Origin of the sequence: Paenibacillus ihbetae (genome assembly GCF_002741055.1) — a bacterium.
In the GTDB taxonomy this organism is placed as follows: domain Bacteria; phylum Bacillota; class Bacilli; order Paenibacillales; family Paenibacillaceae; genus Paenibacillus_AQ; species Paenibacillus_AQ ihbetae.
The window spans coordinates 1,955,023-1,978,226 of the sequence record NZ_CP016809.1; the positions used below are offsets into that span (position 1 = coordinate 1,955,023).

Sequence of the window (23,204 nt, forward strand, 5' to 3'; positions counted from 1 at the left end):
TCAGCGCTGCGAAATGATGAGACATGCAGGTGAATGACTTTAGCTCAGCGCTTCAAAATGATGAGGCATGCAGGTAAATGAGTCAAGTTCAGCGCTGCGAAATGATGAGGCATACTGCTAAATGACTCAAGTTCAGCGCTGCGAAATGATGAGGCATACTGCTAAATGACTCAAGTTCAGCGCTGCGAAATGATGAGGCATACTGCTAAATGACTCAAGTTCAGCGCTGCGAAATGATGAGGCATGCAGGTAAATTGCCGGAACATGACGGTGAGGGTTCCCCCTGCCGCCATGTTCCGTATTCGTTATAGGGGCCTGTCCATAAATAGATGCCATGCGAGACGGTGTGTTCCGGCTTGATTAATATGTCGTATCGATATATATTTATATCGATACGACATATATAGGAGGTGCTCATGTACGAACTGTTTGTGTTAGGCGAACTGATGACCGGAGAGAAGCATGGCTATATGCTTCAGGAGATTCTTAAAAATGCCGGCGGCCCCTTTCGGCAGATCAGCTCCGGCACGCTGTACCCGCTGTTATCCCGAATGGTGGAGAACGGCTGGATTCACCTGATCATGGAGGAAGTCCCCGCAAGCAAGCGGCCTCGCAAAATCTATCAGATCACCGAAACGGGGAGAATTCGGTTCTTAGAGCTGATGGAGAAGCCGCTGGAATACGGAGCGGATACTACTGAGCTATTCCATTACAAGATGGTGTACTTCCGCTATGTCCCGAAATCGGTCCGGCTCGACTGCCTGAACCAGTATTTGAAATACCTCGAGACAAACCTCAAGCATGTCGGTGATTTTGAATCAGAGCTGATGTTCTATAAACCAGAGCCCGAGCAGCAGCGGACGCAGCTCCTGCGCGTGCTGGATCACCGAAAGCGGATCGGATCAGCCGATATCGAATGGGTAAGCGCTGAAATCGAGCGTCTCGTATCGGAACCGGAATAAGCTTACCTATTCAAGATGATGGAGGAGGAATTGAGAGTGGAGCGTTTATGGACCAAGCCGTTTATTCAAATGACGGTTGGCATGCTGTTTCTGTTTACGGGCTTTTACCTGTTGCTTCCCACGATGCCCCTGTATATTAAGCATTTGGGAGGCACGGAATCCCAGGTAGGCCTTGCTGCAGGGCTGTTCACCTTGTCGGCGGTCGTTTTCCGCCCGTTCGTGGGAGCTCTCGTCGACCGTCACGGAAGACGTCCCTTTTATGTGTGGGGACTGCTACTGTTCGTCATTTCCATGGTCTTGTATGACTGGGTTGGCGGCATTCTGCTGCTGCTCCTCCTCCGGATGGTGCACGGCGTAAGCTGGGCTTTTGCCACGACGTCCGTGGGGACGGCCATCACGGATTTGATTCCTCCCTCGCGCCGGGGCGAAGGAATGGGCTGGTACGGCATGGCCATGACGGTTGCGATGGCGATCGGTCCGATGCTCGGCACCGCGCTTGCCTCCGGCGACTCTTTCCGCACCCTGTTCCTAGTTGCAGCCGGGCTTTCCCTAGCTGCATGGGTGCTCGCGTTTATGACCAAGGTTCCCTTTCAACCCAAGCCCTCTGCAGGGCGGATTCGGCTAATCGAACCGTCGGTTCTGCCCGTAACGGTCGCTATCTTTTTTCTCGCCGTTGCATATGGGGGAATTACGACCTTCCTTCCATTGTTCGCTGCTTCCATCAGCGTCAATCCGGGAACCTTTTTTCTGGTCTATGCCATCGCGCTGACCTTGATCCGTCCCTTTGCCGGCAAGCTGTCGGACCGCTTCGGCGAAGCTGCCGTCATCATGCCGTCTCTCGTTATTACGGCGCTGTCGCTGCTTCTTCTCAGCCTTTCCGATGGGCTCGTCGGCCTGATCGCCGCCGCCATCCTCTACGGGATCGGATTCGGATCGGCGCAGCCCGCACTGCAAGCGGCAACCCTGCGAATTGCTCCCGAGGACCGGCGGGGCGCAGCCAACGCCTCCTTTATGACCGCATTCGATCTTGGCATTGGCCTTGGGGCCATTATCCTCGGCTGGGTGTCGGAGCAAACCGGTTATCCGCTGCTGTTCGCGATCGCCTCCGTCTCCGTCGTGGTGTCGCTCGTCATTTTTGCGCTATTTGTGAAAAGATTGCTCAGAACCGATGCGGTCTTAATAAGCTCTGCCGGAACACCGGCAAAGCATGGGGAATAAGCAGGAGAGGCGAATATGAGCCTGCGATCAGCAAAGCTGCGCTTGCCCTAGCATCTCGTCTAAGTAAAATTATTCGTAACAAGAAAAAGACCCGACCGGCCCGGCGATTTTCGCCAGCTGATCGGGTCTTCCGTTATTTTTTTGTTAGCTTCCCCCATGAACGGAGATCGCCGCTGTTACACCATAATTTTGCAGATGTCGTTCGTAAATTCGACCGGATCGGCAATCGGCAGCCCTTCGATGAGCAGCGCCTGGTTGTACAAGAGGTTGGTGTAAAGCGCCAGCTTATCCTGATCGTCCTTATGCGCCTTCAAGGCTTGGAACACCTCGTGGCCCGTGTTGATCTCAAGGACCTTATCGGCTTTCACGTCCTGCCCGTTCGGCATCGCCTTAAGGATTTTCTCCATCTCGATGGACACTTCACCCTCCGCGGACAAGCAGACCGGATGGGATTTCAGACGTTTGGAGGCCTTGACGGATTTTACTTTGCCTGCCAAAATGCCTTCCATCGCGGAGAACAGCTCTTTGTTGTCGTTCTCCTCCGCTTCGTTCTCCTTCTTGTCCGCATCCGATTCAATTCCGAGGTCACCGCTCGACACGGATTTGAATTCCTTCTCCTTGTACTTCATCAGTATCTTGATGGCGAACTCATCGACATCGTCGGTAAAGTACAGAATTTCATAGCCTTTATCCAGCACCATTTCCGTCTGCGGCAGCTTCTCGAGGCGGTCAATCGAATCGCCTGCGGCATAGTAAATATACTTCTGATCCTCCGGCATCCTGGACACATATTCATCCAGGGTAACCAGCTTCTTCTCTTTCGAGGAGGTGAACAGGAGCAGGTCTTGCAGATCGTCCTTGTGCATGCCGTAATCGTTATAAACGCCGAATTTCAGGCCGCGCCCGAATGACTGATAGAACTTCTCGTACTTCTCGCGCTCATCCTTGAGCATGCTCTGCAGCGCGCTCTTGATCTTATTCTTGATGTTCTTCGCAATGAGCGTCAGCTGACGGTCATGCTGCAGCATTTCGCGGGAGATGTTGAGCGAGAGGTCCTCCGAATCGACCATCCCCTTCACGAAGCTGAAGTAATCCGGCAGCAGATCGCCGCATTTTTCCATAATAAGCACGCCGTTCGAGTACAGCTCCAGCCCTTTCTCATATTCCTTCGTGTAATAATCAAACGGCGTATGCTCAGGGATGAACAGAATCGCATTGTACACGACCGCACCGTCCGCCTTCACATGAATATGCTTCAGCGGCTTGTCGAAGCCGTAGCGCTTCTCGTTATAGAAGTTCTCGTAGTCCGCGTCGGTCAGCTCGCCCTTGTTCTTGCGCCAGATCGGCACCATGCTGTTGAGGGTCTGCTCTTCCTGAACCTCTTCGAATTCGTTGTCGGCGCCTTCCTTCGGACGCTGCGTCTTGACGTCCATCTTGATCGGATAACGGATGAAGTCGGAATACTTCTTGATGATCGCCCGCAGGCGGTACTCTTCCAGAAACTCGTCATATTGATCTTCTTCGGTGTTCGGTTTAATCTTGAGCACAATCTCCGTACCTACCGTATCCTTCTCGGCCGGAGTAATCGTATAGCCGTCCGCGCCTTTGGATTCCCACTGATAGGCCTCGTCGCTGCCAAGCGCCCGGCTGGTTACCGTTACGACGTCGGCGACCATGAATGCCGAATAGAAACCGACACCGAACTGGCCGATGATGTTATGGCCGTCCTTCGCTTCAATTTCGTTCTTGAACGCGAGCGATCCGCTCTTCGCGATGACGCCGAGGTTGTTCTCCAGCTCTTCCTTCGTCATGCCGATCCCCGTATCGGTAATGGTCAGCGTACGGTCCGCTTTGTTCGGCGTAATCTTAATGAAATAATCGTCTTTATTAAACACCAGCTGATCGTCCGTCAGCGCCTTGTAGTAGATTTTATCGATAGCGTCGCTTGCATTCGAGATCAGCTCGCGCAGGAATATTTCGCGCTGCGTGTAGATGGAATTGATCATCATCTCAAGCAGACGCTTGGATTCCGCTTTAAACTGTTTTTTCGCCATGAGAAGAGGTCCCCTTTCCGTTATGAATCAGGATTTTAGCACTCCATCACATAGAGTGCTAACACTTCTTCTATTTAAACATGTTCCAATTTTTCATGTCAACCTATTTGAGGACTTTTCGAGGCCAAAATAAAAGCGCTGTCTTTAACGTTATTCTGGTGTAATTCTGCCGTTATACTGCGGATTCCCTCCGGATCCGCTGTGGATGCACAGCGGATACATCGCTGATTCTCTGTGGATGCTCTGCAGATACTCTGCGGATAGTCTGTCTAGGCTCCACGGACACTCTGCGGAGCCTCCAACGGAAATCTCCGCATAAAACCTCACCCCGGTCGCGCTGAAATCCAGCCAGCAACCGGGGTTAGATTTTACGTTTCCATGCTGCCGCCCAATCGCCTCGACAAGACCGGACGTATCCACAACACATAATACAGACCGCATATCAGCAGCGCTCCGGCCGTGGCAAGGAAGGGAAGCTGATAATCCTGCCTGGCCAGAATCAATCCCGAGACAAAGGTTGCCCCGGAAGATCCCAAGCTCCGAAATACCGACCGCATGCCGGCATATAGATTCCGTTCCTGCTCGTTAAACGCGGACATCAGCAGGCTGTCAAGCAGATTGGACAGCATCGTTACGCCGCCGCCCCGCAGCAGGAACAGAGCGACAAACAGCCATACGGGAAGTACCGTATACAATGCCGTAAACAATAGAATATTGACGATAAATACCGAAACGATCGCCGTATGATAACCGAACCGTTCCATGACGTAAGGCGTCATTAGGGAGCAGATAAAGAGCAGAATGGCACCGACGGCCAAGATGAGCGATACTTGATCATCCATCCAGTCCAGCCGGAATTTCACGATCACATTCAGGAAGGAGCCCGTCATCGCGATACACCCTCCCAAGAGTGCCATGAACACGGCGAACAGCCATAAGGTCCCGGAAAAGATGGGTGCCCTTAGCTTGGATGCCCCTTCGGAAAGCGGACGGCCCGGCGCTTCCTCCTCCCTGCCCACACGCTCGGCCGGCAACCAGAACGCCCGAACGGCTCCATGAATCACGAGAACCAGCCCGGTTAGCAGAAGGGAGGCTTCATACCCTCGACTGCCTTCGGCTCCCTCCGCGATATACCCGGCAACCAGCGTGCCGAGACCCGTAAAGGCGGTAAACACGGCAAACATCAGGGAGAAGGCACGGGCTTCCTCCTTGCGCGAACGGCAATAGTGGAAGAGAAGCTGGATCTCCGTGGTTTCGACGAGCGTCAGCCCGGTCGACACGAGAATCTGGGCGGCATAGAACCAAAGCAATTGATCGCTGACGGCAAACAGCACATTCCCTGCGGCGATAAAGAACACGCCGGTAACCAGCAGTTTTTTTCTTCCCATCCGATTCGCGAGCAGAGAGACCGGAATGGCCAGGATCCCCATGATCAGAATGCCCATCGACACCAGTGCGCCGATCTGATCCTCCCTCAGCCCCCGGAAGAGCAAATGCAAATTCAGAACCAGCGTATAAAGACCGATGCCTATGCCGTACAAGGCTTCGCTTATAAGGAATCGGCGTACGCCGATAGACAGCTGCAGCAGGTCTTTGATGTAAAAGGACATGTGATTCCCCTTCTGTCGGAATATCCGAAACGATATGAATATGAGCAAAAACCAGGATCAGCTGTAAAGCTTTGCTTCCGAACGCATCCGCCGGGAGAGCGTCCCCGGATCGGTATCCTCCGAGGCGTATGCCTGCAGCAGAATTCGGAACTCGAACGGTTCCGGCTTAACCGTATGCTCCGGAGCCTGCGCCGGACCGCAGCTGTTGCTTCCGAGGCCGTTCTGGCGGTAATCCAGGTTGAACGTAATATATTCGCTCGGCACCAGGTCGCTGGCATGCTTGGCCGATTCCATTTGAGCGTCGGAATACCGGCTCGCGCTGAAGTTCAGAGCAGACTCGGAAGCGGCAAGCAGGCCAAGTCCGGCGCCATCCGCCACGGAGATCCAGCGGACGTCCGCACGATTCCCGTTCTCTTGCGGATAGATGTACGGCGTAAACAAGCCTTCCACCGTGCTGCGGTACGTACCGAAACGCCCCGCCTCCTTGCTGTCCGGATAGCCTTCGCCCGGACCCCGGCCATACCAGCGGACGTGCTCCATATCTGCCGCGAGCTTCATTTGCAGCCCGATTTTCGGCAGCATGGATGGCGGCGTACCGATCGGCTCGCCCTTGAGATTCATGATGATCAGGCCGCCTGAGGTGATCGTATAGACGGTTTCGCAGCGGAACCCCCAATCATACACCGACGGCGCGATGCGGGAGATCCAGCGGGCTTGAATCGAAGCAGAGTCCGGTCGCTTCCATTCGAAATGGTCGACCCGCTCGGTGAGCCGGTCCAGATGGGCCTTCCGCCAATCCGCCAGCACGTACATGTCGTTGTCGATCGGCGGCCGCCAGAAATTCAGCCGCGGACCGTCAAGCGTAAGCAGCTTGCCGCTCACGGACAAGCTATTAAGCCCCGGCTGGGAGAAGCTCAGCGACAGCTCGATGTCATCCATCGCCACCTTGAGCTCGCGCTTCTCTTCAATGATCCGCAGCTGCCCCCGTCCATTCGCGTCCTTCGGCTGGAATTCGGGAACCGTTGCTGCCCGCAGCTGGAACTGGGACCAAGCCACCTCATGCCCCCGTTCCGCCCAGCGGCAGTCCGCAGCTAGATGGAAGGAGACCTCAAGCCACAGCTCCGCGTAAGGATTCACCACGGCTGCCAATTCCTCGAGCCTGACGGGAAGACGCAGCTCCGCGCTCCCGCCCGCTTCGATGCGCGGCAGCTCCAGCATCCCGCTGCGGACAAGCTCGCCATCGGCCAAGATCCGGTAATGGGCCTGCAGATGCTCCAGCGTAATGAAATCGTACCGGTTCATGACAACCAGCGTGCCAATCTGCGGCATGGTAACTCGCACCGGTTCAATCACCTTCTTATATTCGAGAAGTCCCGGAGAAGGCGTTCGGTCCGGACGCATCAATCCGTCGATGACAAAGTTGCCGTTATTCGGCACGTCGCCGTAATCACCCCCGTACGCATAATCCTTCCTGCCGTCTTCCGTCGTTCTCGTCAACCCATGGTCGATCCACTCCCAGACGAACCCTCCCGCAAGACGGGGATACCTTTCAAAGGTGTCAAAAAAAGGGCGCAGTCCGCCGGGCCCGTTGCCCATGGCGTGGGCATATTCGCACAGAATATGCGGCTTGGGATGATCCGCCAGTTGACCGAATCCCTCCATCTTCTCAACGGAGGAATACATCGTGCTCACCACGTCGCATACCTCGGCCTCCCGGTCCTCCTCATAATGGATCAGCCTCGTGGCGTCATGCTCACGGCACCAGTCCGCCATCGCCCGGAAATTGCAGCCGAAGCCGGATTCGTTGCCGAGGGACCAGAACAGCACGCAAGGATGGTTCTTATCCCGCTCCACCATCCGGCGGACACGGTCCACATACGCCTCCTTCCAAGCCGGATCATCGCTTAGACGCGAAATATTGCCGAGCAGCTCGAAGCCGTGAGTCTCCAGATCAGCTTCCTCCATAACGTACAGTCCGTACTCGTCGCACAGATCGTAGAAGCGCGGGTCATTCGGATAATGCGCCGTCCGCACGGCATTGATGTTGTGCTGCTTCATCAGCCGAATGTCCTCTAGCATCGTTGACAGCGTTACGGTCCGGCCGGTATCCGGATGATGGTCGTGGCGGTTGACCCCCTTGAGCAGGATCGGTCGGCCATTCAGCATTAGCCGGCCGTCCTTGACTTCAACGGTCCTGAAGCCGACGCGCTGCGCGATGGTCTCCAGAGACTGTCCTTTCGAATCCTTCAAAGTCATGACCAGATGATATAAAACCGGGGACTCCGCACTCCACAGGGCCGGGCCTGTCACCTCGAGTTCAAGCTCCGCCGAGGAGGAGTGGACGACCTCCTTCCCGATTGCGCCAACCTCGGCGCCGCTCCCGTTCAACAGTCGCAGCTGGACCGAGCCGTTCTCCGACCCCTCCAGCTCCAGGCGGACGTTCAGCTTGGCATTCCCGGACTCCGCATCAAGCTCGGTGATCACGCGGAAATCGGCGATGCGAAGAGCTGCAGGCTCCGCGATCAGGTACACATCCCTGAAAATGCCGCTCATCCACCACATATCCTGATCCTCCAGATAGCTTCCGTCGGACCACTGGTATACGCGGACGGCCATCCGGTTCACCCCGTTCGTTACATAGGGCGTCAGATCGAACTCGGAGGTCAGCCGGCTTCCTTGGCTGTAACCGATAAACGCCCCGTTGAGCCATACATGAAACGCACTGTCCACCCCGTCGAACTTGACGCTGATCCTCCTGCCGTCCCAATCGCCGGGGATCTCAAATTCCCGGACATAACTGCCGGTCGGGTTCGCATTCGGCACATGCGGCGGATCCACCGGGATCGGATAATACAGATCCGTGTAATGCGGATGGCCGTACCCCTGCAGCTGCCAATGTCCCGGCACGGGAATATCGTCCCAATCCGTAACGTTATACTCGGTTAAATAAAAATCTTCAGGAGCCGCCTCCGGCTCCTTCGCGTAATGAAACTTCCACATGCCGTTCAGCGACTTGTACCAAGCCGAGCAGCCCCTGTCATAGCGGAGCGCTTCCTCGGCATCCGTAAACGGGATGAAATAGGCCCGGCTCTTGGAGCGGTTTCGCTCCAGCACGCCGAGATTATCCCAATCCCGGTCAATCGGTCTGACTTTCATGCTATTTTCTCCATCCTTTCCATATTGCTTCATCGCTGCTGTCATCCGATCTAGCCCTTGATCCCCGTCGTCGCGATTCCGCCGACGATATACCGCTGGGCGAAGAAAAATACGGCAAGCGGCGGAATGGAGATCAGGCATGTAATGGCCATGATGGACTGCATGTCGACGCCATGCATGCCCCTGAACTGGGACAGGCCCAGCGTCAACGTATATTTGGTCTGATCATTCAGGAAGATGAGCGGGCCGAGGTAATCATTCCAGCAGCTCATCATATGAAACACCGCAACCAGGATGAGCGACGGTCCCATGAGCGGCACGATGATCCGGGCCAGAACCGTCATTTTTCCCGCACCGTCAATCGTGGCCGCCTCGTCAAGCTCTCTCGGCAAGGTCATGATGAACTGCCGCAGCAGGAAGATGAAATACGCGGAGCCGAACCAGGACGGGACGATCAGCGGCTTGAGCGTATTGATCCACCCCAGATAGTTGAACTCCATATACTGCGGGATCATGGTTACTTCCCAAGGGATCATCATGGTGGCAAGCACGATCAGGAACAGCGCATCGCGACCCTTGAATTGGAACCGGGCGAACCCGTACGCCACCAGCGTGCAGGAGATGAGCTGCCCGAGCGTGGACAGCAGCGTCACGATCACCGTATTTTTCAAAAACAGGTTAAACGGCTGGATGCTCCAGGCCTCCGCGAAATTGCTGAACCGCCAGACGGACGGCAGCCATTTCGGTGGAAACAGATACAGCTCCTGCGGGGACTTTAGCGCGGTCGTTACAGCCCAGAACAGGGGCGCAATGAACAGCAGGGAACAAAATACGAGCAGCGTGTACGTGATTATTTTTCTCATGCGTCAACGCCCCTCTCTGCCGGTATCCGGCGTTTGACATGCTTCGGTTTCGCCTTCTTCATCTCGCCCTCATAGAACACCCAAGCCTCCGAGGACTTGAACACAAGGAACGTAAGCGTCAGGACGATCAGGAACATGAACCACGCATTCGCTGCGGAGTAGCCCATCTTGAAGTATTTGAACGCATTCTCGTACATGTACATCGCATAGAAAAAGGTGGATTTGAGCGGCCCCCCGCCCGTTAACAGGAGCGCCAGCGTCAGCTGCTGGAAGGCGGCGATGATGGACGTGATCAGGTTGAACAGCAGCGTCGGCGTAATCATCGGAACGGTCACATTGAAAAACTGCCTGATCTTGCCGGCTCCATCAATGGAAGCCGATTCGTACAGGTCCTTCGGGATGCCCTTGAGTCCCGCCAGAAAAATAAGCATCATCGAGCCCTGGCCCCACAGGCTTGCGATCACCATCGCGACCAGGGACCATTTCGTATCGTTCAGCCAGTCGGGGCCTTCAATGCCGAATACCGACAAGAAGTAATTCAGGATCCCGTAATCCCCGCTGTAGACCCATGACCAGATCATGGCGAGGGCCACGCCGGAAATGACCGACGGCAGGTAGAAGGCGGTTCGGAAGAAGGCGCTGCCTTTTACCTTCTGGTTCAGCAGCATCGCCAGTCCCAAGGCGACGATAATATTAAGCGGCACGAATAAAGCGGCAAATTTCAGCGTGATCATCAGGGATTTCCAGAACAGCGGATCATCCGAGAACATCTCCACGTAATTGTCGAAACCGACGAAGGTGACTTGACCGACGATCGGCCAGTCAAAAAAGGATATAACAAGGGAAAACAACAGCGGGCCCAGCGTGAAGACCAGGAAGCCGAATATCCATGGAAAAATGAAGAGGTAGGGCGCTGCCCCACCCCATCGTTTTCGTCCAAGCCGCTTCGGGGCCGCTGTCTGTTGCTGCGGGTTAAGCACATTGATCCGGGCCATAGTCGCGAACCTTCTTTCTTTCGTTTATTTCAAATAGCGTTCGCTGTCCTTCACCGCTTGGTTCAGAGCCTCCTGCGCATCGCTGCCGAACATGACGGACTCCACGGCTGCCGACAGCTGGCGGTTGACTTCATTCCATTTCGGGTTGAGCAGGAAAGCCGGCGTATTGTCCGAACGCTCCAGCATCGTGTAATACGGCTTATAGAGCGGATCCTGATCCTTCTTCAGCTCATTGACGACGCTTGCCCGGACCGGAAGATCGGCTACGCGCATTTTGATCGCCTCATCGGACACATAGAACTTGATGAATTCCCAGGCCAGATCCTTATGCTTGGAGTCCTTCGCAATCGACAGCGCCGATTCGGCAAGAACTCCCTTGACCGGCTTGCCGGGGAAGGCCGGCATCTCGACGGTGCCCACATCGATTCCGGCTTCTCTGAACGATTCGAGCGGCCATATTCCGCTCTCCCACATCGCGATCTTTCCAGCCTTGAAGATGTCCTCCCCGCTCTGCTGTCCCTTGCCTCCGGCAAGCACGGCGGTACCGTTCTTCAGCATGTCGCCCAGCATCTGAATGGCTTCCGCCGTCTCCTTGCTGTTCATGTAGCCTTCAATCGTCGTGCCGTCCTCCGATATGAATGAGCCTCCGTTGCTCCATACCAGGCCTTGAAGGTCGTACGTGTCGTTCTCGGCGCGTACGCCGAAGCCGTACTGCTTCTTGGACGGGTCCGTCAGCCTCTTGGCGATGTCCTGAAAGTCGGTCCAGGTCCATCCGTCGGCCGGATAGGCAATGCCAGCCTCATCGAACAGCTTCTTGTTGTAATACACGACCCGCGTCGTAAATCCGGCCGGGATTCCGTACAGCTTATCCCCGATTTTGCCGTAGTTGAACAGGCCCTGGTAAAAATCATCAATGTTCAAATCCTTGTCCTTGGACGCGTAATCGTCCAGCGGCTCCAGCGACTGATGATACGTCGGGAAATCCCACATATACATCACATCCGGCGTGTTTGCAGCGCCGAAGCCGGCTGCCAGCTTTTGATCGAACCCGTCGGCATAGGCCTCTACCTGGACCTTCGTTCCGGGATGCGATTCCTCGAATTTTTTGGCGATATCCTGTTCAATCTTCAGCGCATCGCCGGTATCCCAAGTCGCGAACCGAAGCGTTGTAACCCCGGCTTGCGAGCCATTGTCCGGCTCCTTCGCCGTACCGGTGCCTCCGCCTCCGCAAGCGGCCAGCATGAATGCCATTAACGCCATCACGGATACCATAGCCATCCATGACCTTCTTCTCATCATGTCGATTCCCCCTAGAAAGAGTTGAGGTAATATGAATTAAACCGCTTTCATCATAACCTGATGAAGAGCGGTTCAAAACGTGCGCTGATTTGCAGTTTACCGTGTTTTTGTTCGAAATGGTCTTTGTCGGTGTTCGTTTGTTTACGATGATTCCCCTTTTTGTTCGGTACGGTATTGGCTTGGCGTCTTCCCGGTGCAGCGCTTGAACCATTTGCTAAAATATTTGCTGTCCCCAAGACCTGTCCGCTCGGCGATTTCCTGCATGGTTAAGGAGGTTTCGCGCAGCAATCCGTAAGCGAGACGGAGCTTGCGCTTATATTGGAACGCGATGAAACTGTCGCCAACCGTTTTTTTGAACAAAATCGAAAAATGGCTGCGGCTTAATCCCACCTTCTGGGCCAGCTCCGCCGCCGACCATTCGGCCGACGGAAACGCGTGCAGCAGATGAACGGCTTGCAGAATCGGCTCGGGCCAATGCTCCGCGCTCAGTCCGTATGCCCGCTCCAATTCGGCTTCCTTATGCAGCGATTGAAAGGCTTCCTGCACATCCTCCAGCTCTGCAAGGCCTCTCCGCGAATCCCACGTCAGCTTGCCGCACCGGCTCTTCATCTCGATCAGCAGGCTCTCAGCGGCGTCTTTCAGCCCGTCCGGCATGACCCAATAGCAGCTGTCCACACCGTAGGGAATCCGCTTGCCTCCGTGCATATCCGTCTTATCGGCTTCATGCTCCTGAAGCAGGCTCTCCCATGTGCTGTCACAGCCGGCCGTCTTGACCAAATACAGCGCCGCAGGCTGTCCTTTCATGCGCCAGCTGCCGCCCCAAAGCTTCCGCAGCACCCCCAGGAATTTGTCGTTATGCCCATTAAGCCAAGCATACAGATGCGTGGACAGCTGATCGTCCTGATCCTGCGAAGAGGTTGCCGTCTCAGACAGCTCCCGCTGAAATTTGCCCAGCAGGGCTTCGAGCTCTTCATCCTCGAAGGCGGTCTTCAACAAATAGGCCGAGGCTCCGAGCCGCATCCCCTCTTGGGCATATTCGAAGTCCCGATGGCAGCTGAGCAGAATGATTCTGGTCTCCGGCGCTGCTTCCTTGACCTTGCGGGACAGCTCGATCCCGTCCATCTCCGGCATGACGATATCCGTGACGACAACCTGGGGCCGATGCTCCAGGAAAGCTTCCCAGGCTGCCTGACCGTTAGGGCTGTCCGCCACCACCTCCATCCCGAAGCGGCCCCATGCCACCGTTGTGCGGAGTCCCTTGCGCACGATACTCTCGTCATCGGCAATCAGCACCTTAATTTTGTCTGTTTCCAACATCGTCAGACTCCTCCTTTTTCGGCCAGCGTATGGTGATCGCCGTTCCTTCTCCCTTCACGGAATGCACCGTGAGCCCGTACAGCGGGCCAAAATGCAGCTTGAATTTTTGATCGGCGTTGCGTAGGCCGAGCCCGCCCCGTCCTTTGCGTTTCACCTCAGGCGAGAATAGCCTCGCCAGCTGCTCCTCCTTCATGCCTGCTCCGTTATCCCGGAGCGTAAGCACCAGATCATCGCCGTCTACCCTGATCTTCATGTCGATCTCCCCTTTGCCGTCCGTGAAGGCGTGGAAGAATATATTTTCGAATAACGGCTGCAGCGTCATCCGCGGAATCAAATACGGCAGCAGCGACTCGTCACAGTCCAGGCGATAACGAAACACTTCCCCGTACCGGATTTCCTGGACCTTCAGAAAATGCTCGATCATGCGCAGCTCCCTGCGGAGCGTGACCAGCTCCTGGGAGATATCAAGATTTCCCTCGAGCACCATCGTCAGATGATACAGCATCAGGCGGATGTCCTCGGCGCCTTCGAGCCTGGCTTTCCATTGGATCGAATTGAGTGTGTTGAACAGCAGATGGGGGTTGATCTGATAGTGAAATGCCCGCAGCTCGGCCTCCTTTTTCAGCCGCTCGCTTCTTTCCACTTCGCCGATCAATTCCTGAATCCCCGTAACCATGCGGTTGAAGCTCATATCCAGGCTGCCCAGCTCGTCTCTGCCATCGATCGGCGTCCGGGTGTCCAGCTTGCCGAAGCTTACCTTCTGCATCGAATCCTTCAATGTCCTGATCCTCGAGGTGAAGCGCGAGGAGAACAGGTACGCGATGCTGAAAGCGAGCAGGCAGGACAAGATGGCAACCTTCATCGTGTTCGCCCGGATGATGCCTGAGGATTGATAGAAGGCTTTCGCCGGAATCCGGGCCTCGAGCGTCCATTGATTGACGGCGAGCGTCCGGGACCAGGTTACGTCGCTGTCTTTGGGCGAGTAGGCGGCATCCGTCTCGTAGATGACCGTGCCGTCCGGCGAGCTGATCTGCAGATGAGCATGGGTATCCTTCTCGAATTGGCGGAACATCTGCAGCAGCTCTTCCGCATACTCTTCGATGAGAATGATGCTGCCGTCCTGGGATTTGTCCGGATGATGGATCGGAACCGCCAGTCCGATGACGCTTCGGTTGCCGCTATCGCTGCTCTTGATGAAATGATCCTGCGGATAAAAGCCGAGCCAATAGGTTCCGGCATACGCCTTCGGCTTCGACCGCCATAAGGGAATACGGTCAAGCTTGGCTACGTCCAGATTGTTCTCCCCGTAGTAATAACCCGAGGTCGTAATAATGTAGATGCCGGCCGTTAGCTGGGTCCGAAGGGATTTCAGCAAGGATTCAAAATCATTCTTCTCCAAAATGTCGCGGTAGGTGGTAGGTGCCTGGTTTCCAATCCCCATCCGGCTCGGATCCAGCAGATAGGAGTAGATTGTTTCCGCCGTCTGCTTCATCCGGCTCAAGGTTGAGCTGGTTTGCTGTTCCAGCTGGGCGACGGCATTATCTCCGTACTTTCCGAATTGGGAGTTGATGATCCGGGCCGACTGGTAGTAGGACAACGCGCCAAGCGAAAACAACGGGATCAGGGTGACGATTAAAAACCACGAGAGCAGCTTGGCTCGTATGCTATGGTAGGCGCCGGCGAACATGCGCCCGGCTACCTTTTTGGTCCGTTGAAAGCCCATTATGATCTCCCCGCTGTCTTTTCGTCGTTTTTTCAAAAATAAGCTTCGAGCCTAAAGGCCATTTACGGCCCTGACAGCCTTGATACCGCTTTCATTATAAACCCCAACCTAGGGCTTGTAATTAGGCGCCAACTGGAAAACTCAGGGGAAACGGAAAAAGCACCTCCCCCCAAGGCAAAAAATGCCCGGGAAGAAGTGTTTCTCTAAGGTCGGTCAACGCGTGTATTCATGTCCAAGTATCAAAAATACGCTGGAGGTCCAGGTAAACGCCCGGTCTCTCAGCCCCGCTCCGGTCAGGGCGTCAAAATTCTCTGCCATGCCGCTGCTGCTCAGCATTCGGCAGAACCGCTGCGCCACCTCCGCCGCCAGCTCCTGATCACCGGCTGCCGCAACGCCTTCGACAAGCAGCATCGTCGAGGGAGCCCAGATCGGCCCGCGCCAGTATCCATCCGGCTTATAATAACGGCTGCTGACGCTCTCCGTCGCCCAGCCGTTCCAGGTCAGGAACCGGGTCTCATCCCGAAGTCCCGCAAGCAGCGCGGCACGGATATGCTCCGGCAGCCGCTTGCCGAGCAGGATGGGCACGAACAGCAGCAGGCTGTCGCCTTCCGACTCCTCATGCGTGCCTGAACGGCAGGCCGTGAATCTTCCGTCCTTCCAGAAATGGCGGAGCATGCGCTCAAGGGTATCGTCCGCTTTCAGTCTCCATGCAGCGGCATCCTCCGGCAACCCCAGACGGACGGCAATATCGGCCAGCACCTCCATCTGAATGATCAGGTAGGAGGAGAGGTCGGGACTTTCCACAGGGATGCCGTTATTGAACGCCGTGCTGTTATCCCAGCCCGAATCGTTGCCGTGGTTGTACTGGGGAATGCCGTCACCGTCATGATCCCGGTACGTGAACCACCACTGCGTCCATTTGGAGAGCGGTCCGTACACCTCGCGCAGCTGCTCCTCTTGTATAAAATCGGTGCGCCGCATCATCCACGACAGCGTCCAGCCGTGAATCGGCGGCTTGTTGCAGTTCCAGAGCTCGTATTTATCATTCACGAAATCCGGAATCAGCCCGCTCTCATCCTGCCGGTCGAAAAAGATCATAAACTGGTCCCAAGCCAGCTTCGGATTATGGCGCACCAAGGCCATTGCATTAAAGCAGTTGTCCCAGCTCCAAATGTTGGTCATCCAGTTCTTTGACATATACATCGCCGGGCGGGTCAGGCAGCCTTCGGCGGGAACCAGGCAGGACCAGGTGATATAGGCGGCGAGCTCTCTGGCTTCCTGCCAACGCTCCGGGACCGTTAGGGTGCGGTTTAGCCAGCTGCCGTAATCCTCATGAACGAGCCGAACCGCCTCCTCGAAGCTCTCCCATTCGGAGCGCGGCGATAACACCGTCATAAACTCTTCCACGGCAAATTCCGCCGTGTCGGTCTCCTCATCCGCTGAAAATACGGCGGTTACCCGCGAGCTCTTGATCTCGTCCCACGCAACCTCCATGCTCATGCGTCCCGCAAGCCTTGTCAGCATAAAGCGGCAGCCATGTGTGAAGCTGTTCACTTCCCAGCGGTCCGGATCCGTCTCATAAGCGTAATCATATGCGGCGGGAAAAAAGGTGAGGCGTATGCCGCATCCTTTCGACCGGAACCTGACGGTCCGGGAGTCGGATATGCAAATATCGGCGCGGCCCTCCGAGCCATCGATATTCAGCCTGATTGTTTCGGGGGAGGCCATAGGGTCAAATGAAACCGGCTCGTTGTTCCGGTCCAGCAGTTCAATCAGAAAGGCCTCGCCAAACTTGTCATCTCCTCCGCGGACCGTACGCAGGTAAAGTCCCTGCCTCCGTTCCTTAGCCGCAGGCAGAAGGGAGATCGCCAAGAAGGACTCTCTGCGGCTGAAAGGCACGATATTCAGATCAAAATTCATAAGACATCTCCTTCGAGTGAGGTATCGCTTTCATTGTAAAGCTTCTCTTCGAAGGAGAGGACCGCCGGATGTCTTATCTCAAGAGGGAAAATTGTTTGCGAGAGCGGTGTAGGGTGTCTTTTTGTCAGATGGAAGGGGTTCTTTTGATTGATCGGGGCGGGATGAGTAGCCTGACCTATCGCATAATATGAAAGCACCATGTACGCGTTATTCCGGCAGGCTGCCGCTTTCCGACTCCAGCCCCGATCGAAGCACCTGCTCCACCTTGGTCAGATGAGCCGCGATTCTCGCACCGGCCTGCTCATTATCCTGCCGTTCAATCGCATCAAATATCATTTGATGCTCCGTCAATAACCGGGCGGCGGTTGATTGTTCCTTGTAGAACCACAGCTCCCTGGACTTCTGTATGGTATCCGTTAAACGGTCGGATAGCGACTCCATCAGCTGAATCAGCAGCGAGTTGCCGGACGCAGCCGCAATTGCCATATGAAATGCGACATCCGCGCGCTCGCCTTCCCCCGTATCGTTCACCTTCAGCCCATGCTCCATCTGCGAAAGGGCCTCGCGCATTCGGTCAAGATCCTGCTCCGTTCTTCGTTCCGCAGCCAAAGAGGCGGTACCGGACTCCAGCACCTTGCGGACTTCAAGCAGCTCAATAAGAGATTCAGCCCCTTGGAACAATAAGTCGGCGCCGCTTCGGGGCTCGCTCGGAAGAACCGTCTTCACATACGTTCCGCCCCCCTGACGCACATCGACCCATCCCATGGCCTTGAGGGCGCTGACCGCCTCGCGGATCGTGGATCTTCCAACGCCATATGCAGCCGCCAATTCAACGACGGAGGGGAGCTTCTGGCCCGGCTTGAGATGCCCCTCCCGGATCTGCTGAAGCAGATGCTCTCCCACAATTTCATGCCCCTTCTGGTTCTCCACTTTGATCGTTCGCATGGTCCGTTTGCCTCCTGCTCATTTTTTGTACTATTCATTACTATAATCATGTCATATAATAAAACAAAAGTCATCAGATGACCTGATCAATTAGGAGGGAACTTGATTATGTTACACCCGTCTCTCGCCGCCCAGCTTCGCACCATCGTTGGCGATGCCTACTTCCGGGATGACCAAGAGGCGCTTATCGCGCATTCCTATGACGGCACTCCGATGCTGCAGGCTTTGCCTGACGCTGTAATCTATCCTGCCAGTACGGAGCAGGTCTCCGCCATTATGAAGGCGTTATCAGCCTATAAAGTCCCGCTCGTATCCAGAGGCTCCGGCTCCAATCTATGCGGCGGAACCGTTCCTGTCCAAGGCGGCGTCGTGATGGTGATGCACCGGATGAACCGGATTCTAGAGCTGGATCTGGAAAATTTGACGGCCACCGTTCAGCCCGGAATCATTACGGCCGACTTCATTCATCATATTGAATCCCTAGGCTTGTTCTATCCTCCGGACCCAAGCAGTATGCGCATCTCGACGATCGGCGGCAATATCGCCGAGTGCTCGGGCGGTCTGCGCGGTTTGAAATACGGCACGACGAAGGACTATGTGATCGGGCTCGAGGCCGTGCTCGCCAGCGGCGAAATTATCCGTACCGGCGGAAAGCTGATGAAGGATGTGGCCGGATATGATTTGACCAAGCTGCTGGTCGGATCGGAGGGCACGCTTGCGGTTATTACCGAAGCGACCTTGAAGCTGATTCCCCCGCCGAAGAGCAAAATGACGATGCTGGCCATGTACCGCGATCTGTATGGAGCGGCACGCACGGTGTCCGCCATTATCGAATCCAAGATCATTCCGGCCACGCTGGAATTCATGGATAACCCGACGATCCGCGTCGTCGACGATTTTGCCAAGCTTGGTCTTCCGCTGGATATGGAGGCGATCCTGTTGATCGAGCAGGACGGCGATCCCGAGACCGTAACCAGGGATATTGAGCAGATTCGCCAGATTTGCATGCGCGAGCAAGCCGACAGCATTCAGGTGGCAGCCACCCGGGAAGAGGCGGAGCGGCTGTTGACAGCGCGGAGAAGCGCCTTTACGGCGCTGGCACGGCTTCGTCCGACCACGATTCTGGAGGACGCGACCGTTCCCCGGTCCAAAATCGCCGATATGGTCCGCAGAATCAATGACATTTCGGCCAAATACAATGTGACGATCGCTACCTTCGGCCATGCCGGCGACGGCAACCTGCATCCTACGGCGACGACCGATGCCCGGGATGCGGAGGAAATTCACCGGGTGGAGCAGGCCTTCGAGGAGATTTTCGCGGCGGCCCTTGAGCTTGGCGGCACCATTACCGGCGAGCACGGCGTGGGCATGGTGAAGGCCCCGTTCCTTGAGTGGAAGATCGGCGCTTCCGGCGTTTCGCTCATGAAAGGGATCAAGCACGTATTCGATCCTGATAATTTGTTGAATCCAGGCAAGGTGTTTGCCAAAGAATCACGAAAAAGGGTGGTAATTCATCATGACTAGCCAAGCGAATATCGGGAAGAAGCCCCAGATCAACCACACCAATCCCCTGGCCCGTACCTTGTTCGAAAAGCTCGATTACGATCAACTGACCAACTGCATGCGCTGCGGGTTTTGCCTCCCTGCCTGCCCCACGTTCAGGGAAACGGGCGTAGAGCCCGAATCTCCCCGCGGGCGCATTGCCTTAATGAAGGCCGTCGCCGACGGGCTGATGGAGCCGGATGATCGCTTCCGCGATCAGATGGACCATTGCCTGGGCTGCCGGGCCTGTGAGCCGGTATGTCCGGCAGACGTGAAGTACGGTCAACTGATTGAGCAGGCCCGGGACGCGATCGAGGACCATCCGGTCCATTCCATTCCTGTGAAGGGAGTGCGCAAGCTGTTCTTCAAGGGCGTTTTCCCGCACCGCAAACGTCTGAAGACGCTGGGAAGAACGCTGAAATTTTACCAAAAATCCGGCTTGCAGCGCGTGGCGAGAGGAACCGGCGTCATGCGCCTCTTCCCCAAGCATCTGCGGGACATGGAGCGGATCTTGCCGGACGCAACCGGAGATGGCGTCGTCGAACAGCTGGGAACCGTGTATCCGGCTAAAGGCACTCCGATCGCCCGCGTCGCCCTTTTCAGGGGCTGCATCATGGATGTCATGTTCGCCGGCACCAACGTTAATACCGTTAAGCTGCTGTCGGAGGCCGGCTTCGAAGTGGTTATACCGCCGGAGCAGGTTTGCTGCGGCGCACTCCATGCCCACAGCGGAGAAATGGAGCTGGCAAGGGATATGGCACGAATCAACGTGAGGGTGTTCAAAGAGCTGGATGTGGATTACATCGTATCCAATGCGGGCGGCTGCGGCGCCCTGTTGGTGGAGTATGACCATCTGCTTCATGAGGATGAGGCTTGGAAGGAACAAGCCGCCTGGTTCGCGAGCCGGGTGGTGGACATCAGCAAGCTGCTCGTGGAGCATGGCAGACTGCCTGCATTCAGCGAATCTGCGGCGTCATCCACCGAGCCGGTCGTTGTGACCTATCAGGACTCCTGCCATTTACGGAATGTGATGCGCAGCGGGACGGCACCAAGACAGCTCATAAGCCAGGTGGCCAACGTCAGCTTCCAAGAGATGAGGGAAGCAGACCGCTGCTGCGGCTCGGCAGGCATATACAATGTGACGCAGCCGGAAATGGCGGGCCAAATTCTGGAGCATAAGATGGAGAACGTGAACGCCACCGGAGCCAGATACCTGCTGACCAGCAATCCGGGGTGTCTGCTGCAGATGAAGCTGGGCGTGGAACAGCACGGCTGCAGCGAAACGATGGAGGTCAAGCATGTGGTTGATTTCCTCTATGAACGAATGAATGGGCGCAACGCCTGAATCGTAGGTGCACCGGCTGTCCAAGGCCAATGCTTGTGCCGTTACTTTGCCACTGCCTGTTGACACGGCTATGCTCTCGCCGTCACTTTGCCACTGCCTGTTGACACGGCAGCCTCGCTCAAATTAAAAATCGCCGGTGCCACTTTCTTGGCACCGGCGATCCATCCAATGGATGACTTTAAGAGGTTGTTCAAAAAATCGTCTTTTGATCACGAAGTGCGTCAAGAAGTAACTCGGCATCGAATCTTGAATTCAGCCGGGCCTTCCGGTGCTCACGTACCCAAAACGTACGCTCCGCTCCTCAGTCCCTACCTTCATCCAACCTTCTCGGTGCTGAAAAACCGACTTTTTGAACACGCACTTTAATTATAGTAATCGTCTTCCCATCATCATGATGGTATCCAGCAAAGCCTTCCATTTGCCTGCAGTCTTCGCGCTGCCTGCGGCAGCCGCTGCAGCTTCACTACGGCTGGCTTTCGTTTGTTGAGCCAACCTGCATCGTTCGAGTTCCTGGCGGAGATCGTTCACATGCTGGATGGCAATATCTTCATTATTGATATTCATTTTATCTTCCTCATTTCTTTTATAGCGACAACATTCCGACATTACCGATACCTGCAAACTTCTCCTCCGTCCCCTTCACTATAATACTGCCACTCATGCTCCGAAGGTAAGGGTATAAAACACCTTTAATTCTTTTTTCCGCGATCATCACTTTCCCGAACAGATCCAGGGAATGAAGCTTAGCCTCCAATACATCCTCCGTAACGTCGTCTTCCAGGATCAGCGTTCCTTCTACGATGAAGCTGGCCGGCTCCTTTAAGGCAAGCAATTGCTCCTTCGACCAGACTTCCTCTCCTTCTACGAATACGAACGCCTGCTCATAGCTGACGATTTCCGTATTCACATCCGGACAGCGTTCCCAGACCAGATCCTCGATATCTTCGCTGCAAATCACGATCGAGGACGATTGAATTCCGGCGATCGCGCGGCTGAACGCCTCCCTTGTCACGTCGGCATCAAGCACGATGGGATGCTTGGTATATAATTTACGGTCCGCGAATCGGCGAATCGTTCGGGCGTTCAGTCTCAGCGTTTTCGTGACATGCTCGAACCCTGCAGGAATTACTTTTACCTGGCCGTTGATCGACTTCATTTTGTCATAGAAATAGGGGCTCTGCTCCTCATGGATCATCGCCATGCCGTTCACATGGAGCGTTTCAAGCCGGGCGGCGAATTGTTCCATGTCCAAATCCTTCTCTAATTCAAGGACGCCGTTTACGACCAGATACCTGGGCTCCTTAAGCGAAGACAAATAAGCGTTGGTCAGCCGGAATTTCCCGGACTCGAACCGCAGCTCGGATTGATAAGCTTGAATGCTCGCTTCCGCTCCATCCATTTTGAGCAGCGATGCGGTGACGGCTCCCTCCAAATGCTTCGGAACATACACCTCGCCCCTAACTGCCATATGCAGCCCGCTATGCTCAAAAGCTTCAAGGCTGACATCCCGATCAATGATCACCGTGCCATAAGTAAATACGTTCTCCGGCTGCTTGTGCTTAAAATACTCGGCGTTCAGTCTCAAAGTGCCTTTAAAAAAGCGGTAGCCTCTGGGAATCTCCAGCGTTTTGCCGATATTGCCGGCGTTCGTGAGCAGTGCCAGCAGATGGGCGGTCTCTGCCCGGTACAGCACCATGCCCACATTGTCGATCCGTTCAATGTTTTTCACGCTTTCCTCAGTTGCCTCCGTAAGATCCAGCATACCCACATTGCCAATAATTCTGCTCATTTCATATCTTCCTCCCAATAGGTTCTTAATTTCTTGATGGCAGCCTGCAGCTTGTAACGGACCGTGGCGGCTGGCAGCCCAAGCTGGTCACCGATCTCTTGACTGGACATGCCGAGCCAGTAGCGCTTAAACACAATATCGCTTTGGGACTGCGGCAGGCGGCCCAGCCATTCCGTGGTCTCCATATCAAGGTTCGGCACGGACAGCAATGTGGCATCCAGATCATCATCCCAGGGAAGCAGCCGTTTTTCCCGGCGGGTAATGTCGATCAGACGATTCTTGATGACCCTGAAAAACCAAGCCTTCTGCTTGTGGAGCGGCCACTGTGCCAGCTGCGGCTCCTTCATCGCCTTGATGAAGGCGTCCTGCACCAGATCGTCAGCTTCGTACGCGTGCTTTGCGACCGACCGGGCATAGCGCCGGACATCCTCCTTCAAATTTTCGTACAGCTCATTTACGTCCATAG

17 protein-coding genes are annotated in these 23,204 nt (G+C 55.4%); 4 read left to right on the top strand and 13 right to left on the bottom strand.

Features of this window, described 5'->3' with window-relative positions:
• The first annotated feature begins 416 nt into the window (after nucleotides 1–416).
• The gene (locus BBD41_RS08895; RefSeq protein ID WP_077569486.1) at nucleotides 417–962 is read left to right on the top strand and encodes a PadR family transcriptional regulator; all 546 of its coding nucleotides are present in this window, start codon (nucleotides 417–419) and stop codon (nucleotides 960–962) included.
• Nucleotides 963–998: 36 nt separating this feature from the next.
• Nucleotides 999–2,180 carry an MFS transporter gene (locus BBD41_RS08900; protein ID WP_099477324.1) on the top strand — a complete coding sequence of 394 codons (1,182 nt, stop codon included), beginning with the start codon at nucleotides 999–1,001 and terminating at the stop codon, nucleotides 2,178–2,180.
• Nucleotides 2,181–2,356: 176 nt separating this feature from the next.
• On the opposite strand, the gene htpG is transcribed toward BBD41_RS08900, so the two are convergent.
• The 10 genes from htpG to BBD41_RS08950 form a co-directional block, all read right to left on the bottom strand.
• Entirely contained in the window at nucleotides 2,357–4,234 is a 1,878-nt protein-coding gene (htpG, locus tag BBD41_RS08905; RefSeq protein ID WP_099477325.1) for a molecular chaperone HtpG, read from the bottom strand.
• Nucleotides 4,235–4,602: 368 nt separating this feature from the next.
• Entirely contained in the window at nucleotides 4,603–5,844 is a 1,242-nt protein-coding gene (locus tag BBD41_RS08910; protein WP_099477326.1) for an MFS transporter, read from the bottom strand.
• A gap of 57 nt (nucleotides 5,845–5,901) precedes the next feature.
• Complete coding sequence (locus tag BBD41_RS08915; protein ID WP_099477327.1) at nucleotides 5,902–9,000, bottom strand: glycoside hydrolase family 2 TIM barrel-domain containing protein; 3,099 nt, start codon at nucleotides 8,998–9,000, stop codon at nucleotides 5,902–5,904.
• A 50-nt stretch (nucleotides 9,001–9,050) separates the two neighbouring features.
• A complete protein-coding gene (locus tag BBD41_RS08920) occupies nucleotides 9,051–9,863 on the bottom strand; it encodes a carbohydrate ABC transporter permease (protein WP_099477328.1) in 813 nt (270 codons plus the stop codon).
• Nucleotides 9,860–10,858, bottom strand: coding sequence for a carbohydrate ABC transporter permease (locus BBD41_RS08925; RefSeq protein WP_099477329.1), 999 nt, complete (start codon nucleotides 10,856–10,858; stop codon nucleotides 9,860–9,862). The genes BBD41_RS08920 and BBD41_RS08925 overlap by 4 nt, the downstream gene beginning before the upstream one ends.
• Nucleotides 10,859–10,882: 24 nt before the next feature.
• Nucleotides 10,883–12,157, bottom strand: a complete 1,275-nt coding sequence (locus tag BBD41_RS08930) for an ABC transporter substrate-binding protein (RefSeq protein WP_099477330.1) — start codon at nucleotides 12,155–12,157, stop codon at nucleotides 10,883–10,885.
• 141 nt (nucleotides 12,158–12,298) lie between these two features.
• A complete protein-coding gene (locus BBD41_RS08935) occupies nucleotides 12,299–13,474 on the bottom strand; it encodes a response regulator transcription factor (protein ID WP_099477331.1) in 1,176 nt (391 codons plus the stop codon).
• Nucleotides 13,452–15,197 carry a cache domain-containing sensor histidine kinase gene (locus BBD41_RS08940; protein ID WP_099477332.1) on the bottom strand — a complete coding sequence of 582 codons (1,746 nt, stop codon included), beginning with the start codon at nucleotides 15,195–15,197 and terminating at the stop codon, nucleotides 13,452–13,454. The genes BBD41_RS08935 and BBD41_RS08940 overlap by 23 nt, the downstream gene beginning before the upstream one ends.
• 213 nt (nucleotides 15,198–15,410) lie before the next feature.
• Nucleotides 15,411–17,117, bottom strand: a complete 1,707-nt coding sequence (locus tag BBD41_RS08945) for an amylo-alpha-1,6-glucosidase (RefSeq protein WP_077569494.1) — start codon at nucleotides 17,115–17,117, stop codon at nucleotides 15,411–15,413.
• Nucleotides 17,118–17,324: 207 nt separating this feature from the next.
• Nucleotides 17,325–18,062 (bottom strand): FadR/GntR family transcriptional regulator, encoded by a 738-nt coding sequence (locus BBD41_RS08950; protein ID WP_099477333.1) that lies wholly within the window; start codon nucleotides 18,060–18,062, stop codon nucleotides 17,325–17,327.
• 108 nt (nucleotides 18,063–18,170) lie between these two features.
• Here BBD41_RS08950 and BBD41_RS08955 point away from each other — a divergent pair, with 108 nt between their 5' ends.
• Both BBD41_RS08955 and BBD41_RS08960 read left to right on the top strand, forming a co-directional pair.
• Nucleotides 18,171–19,586 carry an FAD-binding oxidoreductase gene (locus BBD41_RS08955; protein WP_099477334.1) on the top strand — a complete coding sequence of 472 codons (1,416 nt, stop codon included), beginning with the start codon at nucleotides 18,171–18,173 and terminating at the stop codon, nucleotides 19,584–19,586.
• The gene (locus BBD41_RS08960; RefSeq protein WP_206098295.1) at nucleotides 19,579–20,949 is read left to right on the top strand and encodes a (Fe-S)-binding protein; all 1,371 of its coding nucleotides are present in this window, start codon (nucleotides 19,579–19,581) and stop codon (nucleotides 20,947–20,949) included. The genes BBD41_RS08955 and BBD41_RS08960 overlap by 8 nt, the downstream gene beginning before the upstream one ends.
• 366 nt (nucleotides 20,950–21,315) lie before the next feature.
• On the opposite strand, the gene BBD41_RS08965 is transcribed toward BBD41_RS08960, so the two are convergent.
• From BBD41_RS08965 to BBD41_RS08975, 3 genes are read right to left on the bottom strand one after another with little or no spacing between them, the layout of a single operon-like run.
• Nucleotides 21,316–21,513 (bottom strand): hypothetical protein, encoded by a 198-nt coding sequence (locus BBD41_RS08965; protein WP_077569498.1) that lies wholly within the window; start codon nucleotides 21,511–21,513, stop codon nucleotides 21,316–21,318.
• 19 nt (nucleotides 21,514–21,532) lie between these two features.
• On the bottom strand, nucleotides 21,533–22,738 hold the full coding sequence (locus tag BBD41_RS08970) for a hypothetical protein (protein WP_077569499.1): 1,206 nt from the start codon (nucleotides 22,736–22,738) through the stop codon (nucleotides 21,533–21,535).
• Entirely contained in the window at nucleotides 22,735–23,202 is a 468-nt protein-coding gene (locus tag BBD41_RS08975) for an RNA polymerase sigma factor (protein WP_099477335.1), read from the bottom strand. Before BBD41_RS08975 ends, BBD41_RS08970 begins: the two co-directional genes overlap by 4 nt.
• Nucleotides 23,203–23,204: the final 2 nt, after the last annotated feature.